The sequence below is a fragment of the Sphingomonas sp. MMS24-J13 genome (assembly GCF_044905095.1).
Classification (GTDB): Bacteria; Pseudomonadota; Alphaproteobacteria; order Sphingomonadales; family Sphingomonadaceae; genus Sphingomonas_I.
Map to the genome: position 1 here is coordinate 3,614,187 of NZ_CP173258.1, position 12,777 is coordinate 3,626,963.

Below are 12,777 nucleotides of genomic sequence, written 5' to 3' on the forward strand. Positions count from 1 at the left end.
GCCGGCATGCGCGGCCCCGTGAAGGGCGCGGGCCCGCGCGACTGGGAGAGATCGGCCGAGCTCAAGCCGCCGCCTCGCTGGCGCGCTGGGACTCGACGATCTCGCGATAGGCGGCGGAGCTCGCCACCAGCTCGTCATGCGTGCCAGAGCCCACGATCTCCCCTTTGTCGAGAACGAGGATGCGATTGGCGTGGCGCAGCGAATTGACGCGCTGGCCGACGATCAGCACCGCTGCACCCGGCGCCATCTCGCGCGCGAGCGCGGCGCGCAGGCGCGCGTCGGTGGCATAATCGAGCGCCGAGGAACTGTCGTCGAACAGGTAGATTGGCGGACGGCGAACGATCGCGCGTGCGATGGCGAGCCGCTGGCGCTGGCCACCCGAAAAATTGTCGCCGCCTTGCGCCACCGGCGCTGCGAGCCCCTCCGGCAGGGCCACGACGAAATCCTTCGCCTGCGCCGTCTCGAGCGCATGCCAGAGCTGCCCGTCGTCCGCGTCGGGCTGGCCGTAGCGCAAATTGTCGGCGATCGTGCCCGAGAACAGGAAGGTCTCCTGCGGCACCAGCCCGATCAGGCTCCACAACATGTCGAGCGGGAGCGACCGAACGTCCACGCCACCGACCAGCACGCTCCCCGACGTCGCGTCGAACAGGCGCGGGATGAGATTGATCAGCGTGCTCTTGCCCGAGCCCGTGCCACCGATCACCGCTACGGTCTCGCCGGGAGCGATACGAAAGCTGACGTCGCGCACCACGGGCTGCGTGGTGCCCGGATAGTGAAAGCTGACGTCGCGGAATTCGATCTCGCCGCGTTCGCGGGCGGATGCGGGAAGCGCGACGGGATGCTCAGGCTCGGCCACGGAGGACGGCGTCGCCAATATCTCGGCGATCCGCCGGCCGCTCACCAGCGCGCGCGGGGCCACGGTGAACAGCATCGAGGCGATCATCACCGCGATGAGGATCTGAACGATATAGGTGAGGAAGGCGACCAGCGATCCCACCTGCATCTCGCCCAGCGCGATGCGGTGCGCGGCGAACCAGACCATCGCCACGCTGGTGATCTGCATGATGAGGTTGGCTGCGGGGATTTGCAGCGCCATCAGCCGGCCGACGCGCAGCGTGGTGTCGGTCAGCGCATCGTTGCCCTCGCCGAACCGCGCGCGCTCCGAAGCGTCACGGACGAAGGCGCGGATCACCCGCAGCCCGGTGATCTGCTCGCGCAGGATAAGATTGAGCCGGTCGATCTGGCCCTGCATCCGCGTGAAGAGGGGGAGAGTGCGCGCGGTAACGATACCGATGATCAGCGCCAGCAGCGGCACGCTGATGCACAAGAGCAGCGAGAGATGAGCGTCCTGACGCACAGCCATCACCACGCCGCCGATCGCCATGATCGGCGCGGTCATTACCATGGTCAGCACCATCACCAGCACGGTCTGGAGCTGCTGCACATCATTGGTGGTGCGCGTGATCAGCGTAGGCGCCCCGAAGCTGCGCACCTCGGTCAGCGAGAAGAGTTGCACGCGCTCAAATATCGCCGAGCGAAGGTCGCGGCCGATCCCCATCGCGATGCGCGCGCCGAACCATGCGGTGCCGATCGAAAACAGGATTTGGCAGACCGCTACCCCGATCATGACCGCGATCATGTGGAGGATGTAGAGCGTATCATCGCGCAGCACGCCCCGGTCGATCACGTCGGCGCTCAGCGTCGGGAGGCTCAGCGCCGCGATCGCCTGTCCCACCTGACAGGCCAGCAACAGCAGCAGGATCGGACCATAGGGTGCAAGCAATGCGCGCCATGACACGAACGCGCGGGATCTGGATTGGCCGGCGCTGGAATAAGAAGCGCTGTGTCGGCCGCTGGTCACATCGACTCCACCAACCGGGCCGGGTGCCCGCTCGGAAGCGCTATCGGTTTTCCCATGGTCTCGCCAGTGCATGCCGCCATATCCGTCACGGCTGGCAACGATGACGGCTGTTCCCCGTCTCGACTGGAAGGGGCGCCGCGCAGCCTTTGCTCGATCAGCTGGGGACAAGCGGGAAAGGCACGCGCCCAAACGCAGATCGCCCCGGCAAATGCCAGGGCGACAGCAGATAGCACAACGAGCGATCAGCGGCGCGGATCACCCGCGCCGGCGAATCACTTGATCTTGGCTTCCTTGAACGCGACGTGCTTGCGCACGACGGGGTCGTACTTGTTGAAGCTCAGCTTCTCGGTCTGGTTGCGCGGATTCTTCTTCGTGACGTAGAAGAAGCCGGTGTCGGCCGAGCTGACGAGCTTGATCTTGACGGTGGTCGGCTTCGCCATGACCGCAAATCCCTTGTCTCATGATATGGCCGGCCGATCATGGCGCGAGCCCCAAAAAATAAAGCGGCGTCGCCGCCGCTCGATCGGCGGGCGTTCTGCCGCCGGCAGAGCGAAAAGTCAAGTGTGCGAACTACCAATGGCACTGAGCGACATCGGTGATCAGGCTGATCAAGAAAATCAGGCTGACTTGTGCCACCAAAAGCGCAATTGACCGTTAGCGAAACGAATCCCTTCCTTCAGGAGAAAGCCCATGGCGGATACCCCCGCGCCCAAGCTCGCCACGCCCACCGATCTCCCCTCGAACGAATTGTCGAACGTGGCCGACGCGCTCAACGCCTCGCTGGCGGATTGCTTCGCGCTCTACCTCAAGACCAAGAATTTCCACTGGCATGTCTCGGGCCCGCATTTCCGCGATTACCATCTGCTGATGGACGACCAGGCGGCACAGATTTACGGCATCACCGATGCGATCGCCGAGCGCGTCCGCAAGACCGGCAACGTCACGCTCCGCTCCATCGGCGACATCTCGCGCCACCAGTCGATCAAGGACAATAACGAGGAGTTCGTCAGCGCCGCCGACATGCTGGCCGAGCTGCGCGACGACAATCTCAAGCTGGTCGAAGGCTTCCGCAAGGTGAAGGAGCTGGCCGAGGAGGCCAAGGACAATGCCACCAGCGGTATCGTCGACGAATGGACCGATCAGGCGGAGGAGCGCGCCTGGTTCCTGTTCGAGGCCAGCCGCAAGGCCTGAGCTTGAGGATAGACGAACGAGCCCGCCCGTCCCGAACCTTGGGATGGGCGGAGGCGTTTGGATCGGTAGCCCGAGGATAATATGACCGAAGACGAAGCCCCGCCGACACCGCTGCCGCCCGCGGCGGAGCCGCCTTATCCGGCCCATCCCGCGCCGGCCGCCAACAATGACGAACCCGCCGCTACGCCCGAGGATGTCGCTCCAGCCGCCGGTGCCGGGCTGGGTCCGCTCGGCATGACCTTGATCGGGGGAGCGGTCGCGGCCGTCGGGCTCGCCATTGCTATGCCATTCTTGCGCCGGCGCATGAAAAAAGCAGCGAAGCCGGGGCGCACGCCACGCAAACGGACGAAAGCGCCCAAAAGCGAGGCTTGAACGATACGTCACCTCGGCGAAGGCCGGGGGCTCGGGAGAGACGACGCTCTTATCCCCGAGATCCCAGCCTCCGCCGAGGTGTAGAAATCCTAACGGCTACCGTGTTTCGGCGCGTCGGCACCGATCGCTGGGCTGGGGCTCGCCTTCGGCTCCTCATCCGCACCACCGCCGGCAGTCGAATCCGAATCGATGTCCTCCGGCGCTCCACCGCCGCCCGCCCCGGCACCCGAGCCCCTGACGCTGCCGTCAGGAGCCACGGACGCCGGCGCGCCGCGATTGTCCGCGCCGGGATCGCCATCGCGCGTGGTCGCGCTCATCAGCTGGGCAGATCGCTGCTATTGCCGGGGCGCGGCTCGCTCTGGCCGGCGAGGTCGGGGCCCATGCTGCCGCTTGCACCCGCGCCGCCCATATGGCCGATGCCCGGATCGATCCTGCCGCCGCGCGCCTTGGCATATTGACCGCTCTTGGCATAATCCTCCGCCTCCTGGGCAGTCATCTTATGCTCTTCGGCCAGCTCGACCGGGTCGATTTTCTGATCGCTCATCGTCACTCTCCTCAAACGCTACGCCAGCTAAAACAAACCGATAGCAACAAGCGTTCCGGCCGATGCGACAGCCCGCCGGACGATCGCGGCGATATGCACAGCCTTGCAACGCCTTCGCGAGGCTCTAGGAGCGACAGCCAATCGAGAAAGGAACGAGAGCAAATGGCGGAAAAGCTGCGTATCGCGCTGGCCGGGCTCGGCACCGTCGGCGGCGGCGTGGTCAAGCTGCTGGCGGACAATGCCGATCTGATCGAACGGCGCGCCGGGCGCGGGATCGAGATCGTCGCCGTGTCCGCGCGCGATCGCAGCCGGGATCGCGGCATCGATCTGTCGCGCTTCGCCTGGGTGGACGACACCGCCGCTCTGGCCGCGCGCGACGACGTCGATGCTGTGGTCGAACTGATCGGCGGTTCGGACGGCCCCGCCCTCACGCTCGCGCGCGCGACGCTCGGCCGGGGCAAGGCCCTGGTCACCGCCAACAAGGCGATGCTGGCACATCATGGGCTCGAACTGGCCAATGCCGCGGAGGCCGCCAACACCGCGCTCAAATATGAGGCTGCGGTCGCGGGTGGCATCCCGGTAATCAAGGGGCTACGCGAGGGCGCCGCCGCCAACGTGATCCAGCATGTCTACGGCATCCTCAACGGCACCTGTAATTATATCCTGACGACGATGGAGAGCGCCGGGCGCGACTTCGCCGACGTGCTCCATGAGGCGCAGGCTTTGGGCTATGCCGAGGCTGACCCAAGCTTCGACATCGATGGCATCGACGCCGCGCACAAGCTGTCGCTCCTCTCGAGCCTGGCCTTCGGCGCCGAGATCGACTTCGACGGCATCGCGATCACCGGCATCCGCCATGTCATCGCCGCCGATATCGCCGAGGCGGCCGCGCTCGGCTACCGTATCCGTCTGGTCGGGCTGGGCGAGGCGAACGCCAAGGGGCTGTTCCAGCGCGTCCATCCCTGCCTGGTGCCGCTCGATCACCCGCTTGCGCATGTCACCGGATCGCTCAATGCGGTGGTAGCGGAGGGCAATTATGTCGGTCGCCTGCTGTTCCAGGGGCGCGGCGCGGGCGAAGGGCCGACCGCGAGCGCGGTGGTCGCCGACCTGATCGATGTCGCGCGCGGCGAATATGGCCCCGCTTTCGGCATGCCGGTGCGCAATCTGGCCAAGCTCGGCGTGGCGCCGGCGGGCGAGCGGCGCGGGCGCGCCTACCTGCGCTTCACCGTCGCCGACAGGCCGGGCGTGCTCGCCGAGCTGACCGCGGCGATGCGCGATGCCGGCGTCTCGATCGAAAGCCTGATCCAGCGCGGCGTCGGCACCGACGGCAGCGTACTGATCGTGATGGTGACGCACGAGGGGCCCGAGCGCAGCGTGACGCACGCGCTGGAGAAGCTGGAAGGGTCACCCAGCCTGACCGGCAAACCGATGCTGCTCCATATTCTGGGGGCTTGAGGCGCCGCCTGCGCCCGGTCGCTCAAGGGTGATGCGGAGCGCTGGCGTCCGCCGCGTCGGATGCCCCTTCCGGGTCGACCAGGGCGCGCACGATCTGCACGCCGGCCAGCGCCGCGCCGACGATGCTGATGCCGCCGACGCAATGCTCCCCCTGATCCTGCGTCCCGCAGCTGCCCGTGCGGACCGGCGACGCATCGGCCGGCGCGGGCTCGTTGAGCGCAGTGCGCGCATGATCGGGCGGGCCGCGTTCGTCGGGAAGCGGCAGGCGATCGGCCGATCCGCCGCGCCCGCCGACGCCGCATACGACGACCTCGTTACCCTTGGGCCGAACGCACGGCTGGGGAAGCGGCACGGCGGCGAAATTGCGCCTGTAATTGGCCATCGCCTGTTGTGCGGCCGTGACCTTCACGACCACCGGCGCGGGCGGCCCGGCCGGCTCCGCCGACGCCGGGCCCGATAGGAGCAACAGGGTCGCCAGCTTCACGCGCATCGGCAGCTTCTCAGAAGGGCAAGGGCTGGAGATCAGGCTCCACCCAGGCGCGGCGCGCGTCAACCGCAAACAGTCGTCCGCGCGACCAATAGGCAAGCGGCCAGTCCGACGCGCCCAACATGCTTTTCATTAGCGCGTCGACCGCCTCATGCAGCGGCTCGTCGGCCGGACGGGTGGCCATGAAAGCGCGCGCCGCGCGGAGCGACGCCTGGGTGATCGTCTCGTGATAGCCGGCCGTGTCGCTGTTCACGCCGCCGACCGACTCGTTGTACGCCCGGATCAGCCCGGGCATCGCGTGTGGCAAATCGCGGCCGGGTGCATTCCGCATCAGCCAAAGCGTGGTCGCGAAATGCGCGGCATGCGTCCATTCCGCCTTGGGCAAGGTGCAGCCTAGAAAATCACGGGACAACCTCGCGATTGCGGCATCGGATTCATAGTAAGTCGTCATCATCGTCTCCGGAGAAAGGCCCGGCGGAGGCGCGCGACCGCATCCGCCGGCAAGGCGGGCATGTCGCGGCGAATCGGGGTGGAAGAGCGGCTAGACCGGTTCCGGATCCGCGCGGACTCCCGCGGCGTGTCGACGCTGCGATTGTTGCAAGGCGGCTATCCGGATCATAGCCGCGACGGATGCTCAAATCGGCCGCCCTGGTCAAGCGCACCCATTCTCGACAATGTCATCCGGCCGCCCTATCGACATTTCCTCCAGGTGGGGGCGAGGATTAGAGCATGGCAGTGAAGGCTTCGAAGGCACTCGATCGCGTGCTGGTGCTTGAGATGGTCCGAGTGACCGAAGCTGCGGCCATCGCCGCTTCCAAACTGGTCGGGCGGGGTGACGAGAAGGCGGCGGATGCCGCAGCGGTCGAAGCGATGCGCGGCGCCTTCAACGAACTCGATTTCGACGGCACCGTCGTGATCGGCGAGGGCGAACGCGACGAGGCCCCGATGCTCTATATCGGCGAGAAGGTCGGCAAGTGCAGCCCGGGTGCGCCGAAGATCGACATCGCGCTCGATCCGCTCGAGGGCACGACGCTCACCGCCAAGGCGAGCCCCAATGCGCTCGCCGTGCTGGCGATCGCCGAGGAAGGCGGCCTGCTCAACGCGCCCGACGTCTATATGGAAAAGCTCGCGATCGGCCCCGGCTATGAGCGCGGCATCGTCAGCCTGACCAAGACCCCGACCGAGAATGTCTGTGCGATCGCCAAGGCCAAGGGCGTCCGCCCCGACCAGATCATCGCCTGCGTGCTCGATCGCCCGCGCCACGACAAGATGATCGCAGAGCTGCGGGCGACCGGGTGCGGCGTGATGCTGATCCCCGATGGCGATGTCGCGGGCGTGATCGCGGTGACCGATCCCGATACGACGATCGACATCTACATGGGTTCGGGCGGCGCCCCCGAGGGCGTGCTGGCGGCGGCGGCGCTGGCCTGCGTCGGCGGCTATTTCGAAGGTAAGTTGCTGTTCCGCAACGATGACGAGCGCGCGCGCGCCAAGAAATGGGGCGTGACCGATCTCGATCGAATCTATCAGCTCGAGGATCTGGTGAAGGGCGACGCGATCTTCGCCGCAACCGGCGTCACCGACGGTTCGCTGCTGAAGGGCGTGAAACGCCGCAAGGGCATGATGACGACCGAGAGCATCGTCATGCGCGCCAGTTCCGGCACCGTCCGCCGCGTTTCCGGCGAGCATCGCCGCTAAGGCTTGCCTATCGGCTGTTCCCCGGCGAAAGCCGGCGCGATGCGATTGATTGCGCCTGTATCACCTGCGGGTCCCGGTTTCGGCCGGGCGCTGCGCTGACGTGACCGATACCAAAGGCATGATCCTCGTAACCGGCGTGTCCGGGTTCGTCGGCTCGGCCGTCGCACGTGCCTTTGCCGACGCAGGGTACCGGATACGCGGCCTCGCGCGGGCAAGCAGCGACACAACCAACCTTGCCGATTTTCCCGGCGAGATCCGGACTGGCGACATGCGCGACCAGGCGAGCGTCGAGCATGCGCTGGCGGGGGCCGACTTCCTCGCCCATGTCGCCGCCGATTACCGGCTATGGGCGCGCGATCCCGAGGAGATCGTGCGCAACAACCGCGCCGGCACGCTCGCGGTGATGCGGGCGGCACTGGCGGCGGGCACGAAGCGGATCGTCTATACGAGCAGCGTCGCCACCATCGCCCCCGATCCCGCCGGCCCGGCGACCGAGAACCGCCCCCTCACCGAGGCCGGGGCGATCGGCGCTTATAAACGCAGCAAGGTCGTCGCCGAACGGCTGGTCGAGCAGATGGTGGCCGAGCAGGGCCTGCCCGCGGTGATCGTCAACCCATCCACCCCGATCGGCCCGCGCGACGTGAAGCCTACGCCGACCGGGCGCATTTTGGTCGAGGCCGCGACCGGCCGCATGCCCGCCTTCGTCGATACCGGGCTCAACCTCGTCCATGTCGACGATGTCGCACAGGGGCATCTGCTCGCGCTGGAAAAGGGCCAGATCGGGCGCCGTTACATTTTGGGCGGCGAGGATGTGAGCCTTGCCACTTTGCTCGCCGATATCGCCGCCCTGGTGGGCCGCAAGCCACCACGGATCAGCCTGCCGATCGCACCGCTGGTGCCGCTTGCATGGATATCCGAAGCGATCGCGCAAATCACCGGCCGCGAACCGATGCTGACGCGCGATGCGCTCAAGATGGCGCATCACCACATGTTTTTCAGTTCGGATCGCGCCAAAGCCGAATTGGGCTATGCGCCGCGCGCATACCAGGCAGCGGTGGCCGAAGCGCTCGACTGGTTTCGTGCCAAGGGCATGCTCGCATGATCCTGATCGCCGGCCTGTCGCTCATCATCTGGGTCTATCTGCTCCTTGCACACGGCCGTTTCTGGCTTGCGCGCGATACCGACGAAGCGCTGGTCGACGCCCCCGCGATCTGGCCCGCCATCACCGCGATCGTTCCCGCACGCGACGAGGCGGTGGTGATCGGGCAATCGATCGGTTCCTTGCTGGCACAGGATTATCCCGGCCTCTTCCGGATCGTCCTGGTCGACGATGGCAGCAGCGACGGCACCGCCGCGATCGCCCGCGCCGCCGCCGGACACAGCGAGCGGCTCGACATCATCGGCGGAAGCACCCCGCCCGCAGGCTGGACCGGCAAGCTCTGGGCACTCGAACAGGGCACGCGTCATGCCGGCGAAGCGCCCGCCTATCTCTGGCTGACCGATGCCGACATCGTCCACGCGCCCGACACGCTACGCAGCCTCGCGGCGCGGTCCGAGGCCGAGGGGCTGACCCTCAACTCGCTGATGGCGCGGCTCGAAACCGGCGGATTCGCCGAACGCGCCTTGATCCCGGCCTTCGTCTTCTTCTTCCAGATGCTCTACCCGTTTGCGCGCGTGAACGATGTGCACGATCGCCGCACCGCTGCTGCCGCCGGCGGCTGCCTGTTGGTGCAGCGCGAGGCGTTCGTCCGCGCCGGCGGCCATGCGCGCATCGCGCATGCCATCATCGACGATTGCGCGATGGGACGGGTGATGAAGGAGCAGGGGCCGATCCGTCTTAGCCTCACCCGCCGTTCGCAGAGCATCCGGCCTTATGGGGGCTGGCGCGAGATCGGAGCGATGATCGCGCGATCGGCTTATGCCCAGCTCAATTATTCGCCGTTGCTGCTGATCGGCACGCTTTTCGGCATGGCATTGGTCTATCTGGCTCCCCCGGCGATCGGCTTGTTCGGCCACGGGCTGGCGCAGGGCCTCGCGCTCGCTACATGGGCGATGATGACGATCGCCTTCCAGCCGATGCTGCGCTTCTACCGGCGCTCGCCTTTGTGGGGCGTCGTGCTGCCCGTGATCGCGGCTTTCTATGCCGGCGCGACCTTCGCCTCGGCATGGCGCCACTGGCAGGGCAAAGGCGGCATGTGGAAAGGCCGTGCGCAGGCGGGTCTCGGCGCATGAGCGCGGCCGCCGAGCTCGCCTCGGGCAAGGGGCACAAAGACGAGAATTTTCCCGTCGCTTCGCATCTGATCCGCCCGCGCCATCGAGCGCCGATCATGGCCTTCTACCATTTCGCCCGCGCCGCCGACGATATCGCCGACAATGAAAGCGCGTCGGCCGACGAGAAACTCGCCGGGCTGGAGGCGATGCGCCGGACGCTGCTCGGCCAGGCCGACAGCGAACCCACCGCCGAAGGACTGCGCGCCGCGCTCACCGAATGCCGGCTCGATCCGACCCATCCGCTCAATCTGCTCGAAGCGTTCCGGCGCGACGTCACCAAGACCCGCTACCAGAGCTGGGACGCGCTGATCGATTATTGCCGTTACTCGGCGATGCCGGTCGGGCGCTTCGTGCTCGACGTCCATGGCGAGGATCGCGCGCTGTGGCCGGCCAATGACGCGCTCTGTGCCGCGCTTCAGATCATCAACCACCTGCAGGATTGCGGCGACGATTATCGCACGATCGATCGCGTCTATCTGCCGCAGGACATGCTCGCCGGATATGGCGCGCGCACCGAGGATATCGGTGCCGCCAGCGCCTCTCCCGCGCTTCGTAGCGTCATCGTCGACATGGCATCGCGCTGCGAGCAATTGCTGGCGCAATCCGCCGCCTTCGCCCGCAGCATCAGGGACGGTCGGCTGGCGCTCGAAGTGGCGGTGATCCAGCGGCTCGCGATCGATCTCAGCGCGCGGTTACGCACCCGCGATCCGCTGTCCGAACGGATCGTTCACCGCAAGACGGAGGCGCTGGGGCTTGCCTTGCGCGCCGTGATCGGGCGATGGCTCGGCCGATGAGCGCCCCCGCCGCCCCAGCCCAAGCTGCGTCGCGCAGTTCGTTCTACGCGGGCATGCGCGTGCTGCCCAAGCGCGAGCGCGAAGCGATGTATGCGATCTACGGCTTCTGCCGCATCGTCGACGACATCGCCGACGACCAGCAGGGCGACCGCGCGCTACGCGCGGCCCAGCTCGACCAGTGGCGCGCCGATCTCGCGGAGCTTTATGCTGGCGGCAATGGCGGGCAAGCCGCCTTCCTCGCCGCGGCGATCGAGCGGTTCGGGCTGGCACGCGCCGATTTCGAGGCGGTGATCGACGGCATGGCAATGGACGTCGCGCGCGATATCCGCTGGCCGAGCCATGCCGAGCTCGATCTCTATTGCGATCGCGTGGCGAGCGCGGTTGGACGGCTGTCGGTGCGCGTGTTCGGAATGGAGGAACGGCCCGGGCTCGCTCTGGCGCATCATCTCGGCCGCGCGCTCCAGCTCACGAACATCCTGCGTGACATCGACGAGGATGCGGCGATCGGGCGAGTCTATCTGCCGCGCGAGGCGATCGAGGCGGCGGGAATCCGTACCGGCGATATCGCGACGGTGATCAACGATCCGCGCATCGATCAGGTCGCGCAGGGGCTGGCGGCGGAGGCGCGCGTTCATTTCGATCAGTCGGCGAAGATCCTGAAGGGCCGCCCGCGCGGCCATCTGATCGCCCCGCGACTGATGGCGGGCGCTTATGCCGAATTGCTGCGGCGAATGGTCCGGGCGGGCTGGAAGCCGCCGCGCCGGCGGGTGCGCCACAACCGGATCAAGCTGCTGTGGATGCTGTTGCGGCTGCGGCTCGGCGGGTGAGACGCGCGCATGTGATCGGTGCGGGGCTGGCCGGGCTCAGCGCCGCGATCCGGCTGACCGAGGCGGGTTTTCGGGTCACCCTCTCCGAAGCAGCCGGCCAGGCGGGCGGACGCTGCCGCTCCTATCGCGATCCCCAGCTTGGCATGGAGATCGACAACGGCAACCATCTGGTGCTGAGCGGCAATCGTGCGGTCAACGCCTATCTCGCGACGATCGGCGCAAGCGCGCGGCTGAGCGGGCCGAAGGAGGCCTATTTCCCGTTCGTCGATCTGCGTGACGGAACGCGCTGGACCTTGCGGCCCAATGCCGGCCGGCTCCCGTGGTGGATCCTGTCGACCGCGCGCCGCGTGCCGGATACACGGGCGCGCGACTATCTCGCCTTCGCCCGGCTCGCCGGTGCGCAGCGGATCGGTGACATCATCCCGGCGCAAGGGGTGCTTTGGGATCGCCTGATTGCGCCGCTGATGATCTCTGCTTTGAACACGCCTGCCGCCGACGGATCGGCCGAACTGGCAGGCGCGATCGTCCGCGAAACGCTGGCCAAGGGCGGCCACGCCTGCATGCCGCGCATCGCCGAGCCGAGCCTTGCGGCGGCGTTCGTCGAACCGGCTTTGGCATGGCTCGATCTGCATGGCGCCGAAATCCGCCTCGGCCGGCGCCTGCGCGCACTGGAACGCTCGGCCGGGCGGATCGCCAAAATGGTCTTCGCCGATGGCGAGGAATTGGCCGACGGCCCGGTGGTGCTCGCCGTTCCGAGCTGGGTGGCGGCCGATCTGCTCCCCGGCCTGACCGCACCGACCGAGCATCACGCGATCCTCAACGCTCATTTCCGCGTCTCCGCGCCCGCGCGTGACCCGATCGTCGGCGTCATCGGCGGCACCGCGGAATGGATCTTCGCCTTTCCCGATCGGATTTCCACCACGACCAGCGCGGCCGATCCTCTCGACGGCGAGGATCGCGAGGTGCTCTCGCGCAGGATCTGGGCCGATGTCATGCAGGTTCATGGCATCGAAAGCCCAATGCCCGCATGGCAGATCGTCCGCGAAAAGCGCGCGACCTTCGCCGCGACGCCGGAGCAGGATCGCCTGCGCCCGGGCGCGAAGACGGCGTTCGCCAATTTGTGGCTTGCCGGAGACTGGACGCAGACCGGCCTGCCCGCCACGATAGAGGGGGCGATCCGATCGGGAGAGACGGCCGCGCGCCTCGCCAGGGACTTTGTGAAGTGAATCGATTCGCTATTTCGAACGCCACCGAAAGCCCTCTCCCGATGGGAGATG

15 protein-coding genes are annotated in these 12,777 nt (G+C 67.2%); 9 read left to right on the forward strand and 6 right to left on the reverse strand.

The window, feature by feature from the left end; all coding sequences use genetic code 11:
- Positions 1-61: 61 nt before the first annotated feature.
- On the reverse strand, positions 62-1,861 hold the full coding sequence (locus tag AB4Z44_RS16455) for an ABC transporter ATP-binding protein (protein WP_404710766.1): 1,800 nt from the start codon (positions 1,859-1,861) through the stop codon (positions 62-64).
- A 272-nt stretch (positions 1,862-2,133) separates the two neighbouring features.
- Positions 2,134-2,301 carry a 50S ribosomal protein L33 gene (gene rpmG, locus AB4Z44_RS16460; protein WP_404710767.1) on the reverse strand — a complete coding sequence of 56 codons (168 nt, stop codon included), beginning with the start codon at positions 2,299-2,301 and terminating at the stop codon, positions 2,134-2,136.
- 250 nt (positions 2,302-2,551) lie between these two features.
- Here rpmG and AB4Z44_RS16465 point away from each other — a divergent pair, with 250 nt between their 5' ends.
- Together AB4Z44_RS16465 and AB4Z44_RS16470 are read left to right on the forward strand one after the other, a co-directional pair.
- Positions 2,552-3,052, forward strand: coding sequence for a Dps family protein (locus AB4Z44_RS16465; RefSeq protein WP_404710768.1), 501 nt, complete (start codon positions 2,552-2,554; stop codon positions 3,050-3,052).
- 81 nt (positions 3,053-3,133) lie between these two features.
- Positions 3,134-3,424, forward strand: a complete 291-nt coding sequence (locus AB4Z44_RS16470) for a hypothetical protein (RefSeq protein ID WP_404710769.1) — start codon at positions 3,134-3,136, stop codon at positions 3,422-3,424.
- Positions 3,425-3,513: 89 nt separating this feature from the next.
- Here the strand turns inward: AB4Z44_RS16470 and AB4Z44_RS16475 are convergent, their stop codons facing one another.
- Positions 3,514-3,741: a hypothetical protein gene (locus tag AB4Z44_RS16475; protein ID WP_404710770.1), complete on the reverse strand. Its 228-nt coding sequence runs from the start codon at positions 3,739-3,741 to the stop codon at positions 3,514-3,516.
- Positions 3,741-3,968: a hypothetical protein gene (locus AB4Z44_RS16480; protein ID WP_404710771.1), complete on the reverse strand. Its 228-nt coding sequence runs from the start codon at positions 3,966-3,968 to the stop codon at positions 3,741-3,743. The genes AB4Z44_RS16475 and AB4Z44_RS16480 overlap by 1 nt, the downstream gene beginning before the upstream one ends.
- A 162-nt stretch (positions 3,969-4,130) precedes the next feature.
- Between AB4Z44_RS16480 and AB4Z44_RS16485 the strand changes: the two genes are divergently transcribed.
- The gene (locus tag AB4Z44_RS16485; RefSeq protein WP_404710772.1) at positions 4,131-5,423 is read left to right on the forward strand and encodes a homoserine dehydrogenase; all 1,293 of its coding nucleotides are present in this window, start codon (positions 4,131-4,133) and stop codon (positions 5,421-5,423) included.
- A gap of 22 nt (positions 5,424-5,445) precedes the next feature.
- Here AB4Z44_RS16485 and AB4Z44_RS16490 read toward each other — a convergent pair whose 3' ends face one another.
- Positions 5,446-5,913 (reverse strand): hypothetical protein, encoded by a 468-nt coding sequence (locus AB4Z44_RS16490; protein ID WP_404710773.1) that lies wholly within the window; start codon positions 5,911-5,913, stop codon positions 5,446-5,448.
- Between the two features lie 10 nt (positions 5,914-5,923).
- Positions 5,924-6,361 carry a hypothetical protein gene (locus AB4Z44_RS16495; protein WP_404710774.1) on the reverse strand — a complete coding sequence of 146 codons (438 nt, stop codon included), beginning with the start codon at positions 6,359-6,361 and terminating at the stop codon, positions 5,924-5,926.
- A gap of 278 nt (positions 6,362-6,639) precedes the next feature.
- Here AB4Z44_RS16495 and glpX point away from each other — a divergent pair, with 278 nt between their 5' ends.
- The 6 genes from glpX to hpnE all read left to right on the forward strand — a co-directional run bounded on the left by glpX (position 6,640) and on the right by hpnE (position 12,726).
- Entirely contained in the window at positions 6,640-7,608 is a 969-nt protein-coding gene (glpX, locus tag AB4Z44_RS16500) for a class II fructose-bisphosphatase (RefSeq protein ID WP_404710775.1), read from the forward strand.
- A 118-nt stretch (positions 7,609-7,726) separates the two neighbouring features.
- Positions 7,727-8,710, forward strand: a complete 984-nt coding sequence (gene hpnA, locus AB4Z44_RS16505; RefSeq protein WP_404714258.1) for a hopanoid-associated sugar epimerase — start codon at positions 7,727-7,729, stop codon at positions 8,708-8,710.
- On the forward strand, positions 8,707-9,840 hold the full coding sequence (locus tag AB4Z44_RS16510; protein ID WP_404710776.1) for a glycosyltransferase: 1,134 nt from the start codon (positions 8,707-8,709) through the stop codon (positions 9,838-9,840). Before hpnA ends, AB4Z44_RS16510 begins: the two co-directional genes overlap by 4 nt.
- Positions 9,837-10,673, forward strand: a complete 837-nt coding sequence (gene hpnC / locus AB4Z44_RS16515) for a squalene synthase HpnC (protein WP_404710777.1) — start codon at positions 9,837-9,839, stop codon at positions 10,671-10,673. Before AB4Z44_RS16510 ends, hpnC begins: the two co-directional genes overlap by 4 nt.
- Entirely contained in the window at positions 10,670-11,500 is an 831-nt protein-coding gene (gene hpnD / locus AB4Z44_RS16520; protein WP_404710778.1) for a presqualene diphosphate synthase HpnD, read from the forward strand. The genes hpnC and hpnD overlap by 4 nt, the downstream gene beginning before the upstream one ends.
- Positions 11,497-12,726, forward strand: coding sequence for a hydroxysqualene dehydroxylase HpnE (gene hpnE / locus AB4Z44_RS16525; RefSeq protein WP_404710779.1), 1,230 nt, complete (start codon positions 11,497-11,499; stop codon positions 12,724-12,726). The genes hpnD and hpnE overlap by 4 nt, the downstream gene beginning before the upstream one ends.
- Positions 12,727-12,777 lie beyond the last annotated feature (51 nt).

Coding starts and splice junctions, on each gene's coding strand:
- AB4Z44_RS16510 (WP_404710776.1), top strand. CDS start 8,707: ATGATCCTGATCGCCGGCCTGTCGCTCATCATCTGGGTCTATCTGCTC.
- AB4Z44_RS16485 (WP_404710772.1), top strand. CDS start 4,131: ATGGCGGAAAAGCTGCGTATCGCGCTGGCCGGGCTCGGCACCGTCGGC.
- hpnD (WP_404710778.1), top strand. CDS start 10,670: ATGAGCGCCCCCGCCGCCCCAGCCCAAGCTGCGTCGCGCAGTTCGTTC.
- AB4Z44_RS16490 (WP_404710773.1), bottom strand. CDS start 5,913: ATGCGCGTGAAGCTGGCGACCCTGTTGCTCCTATCGGGCCCGGCGTCG.
- hpnC (WP_404710777.1), top strand. CDS start 9,837: ATGAGCGCGGCCGCCGAGCTCGCCTCGGGCAAGGGGCACAAAGACGAG.
- AB4Z44_RS16465 (WP_404710768.1), top strand. CDS start 2,552: ATGGCGGATACCCCCGCGCCCAAGCTCGCCACGCCCACCGATCTCCCC.
- AB4Z44_RS16475 (WP_404710770.1), bottom strand. CDS start 3,741: ATGAGCGCGACCACGCGCGATGGCGATCCCGGCGCGGACAATCGCGGC.
- rpmG (WP_404710767.1), bottom strand. CDS start 2,301: ATGGCGAAGCCGACCACCGTCAAGATCAAGCTCGTCAGCTCGGCCGAC.
- hpnA (WP_404714258.1), top strand. CDS start 7,727: ATGATCCTCGTAACCGGCGTGTCCGGGTTCGTCGGCTCGGCCGTCGCA.
- AB4Z44_RS16495 (WP_404710774.1), bottom strand. CDS start 6,361: ATGACGACTTACTATGAATCCGATGCCGCAATCGCGAGGTTGTCCCGT.
- glpX (WP_404710775.1), top strand. CDS start 6,640: ATGGCAGTGAAGGCTTCGAAGGCACTCGATCGCGTGCTGGTGCTTGAG.
- AB4Z44_RS16470 (WP_404710769.1), top strand. CDS start 3,134: ATGACCGAAGACGAAGCCCCGCCGACACCGCTGCCGCCCGCGGCGGAG.
- AB4Z44_RS16480 (WP_404710771.1), bottom strand. CDS start 3,968: ATGAGCGATCAGAAAATCGACCCGGTCGAGCTGGCCGAAGAGCATAAG.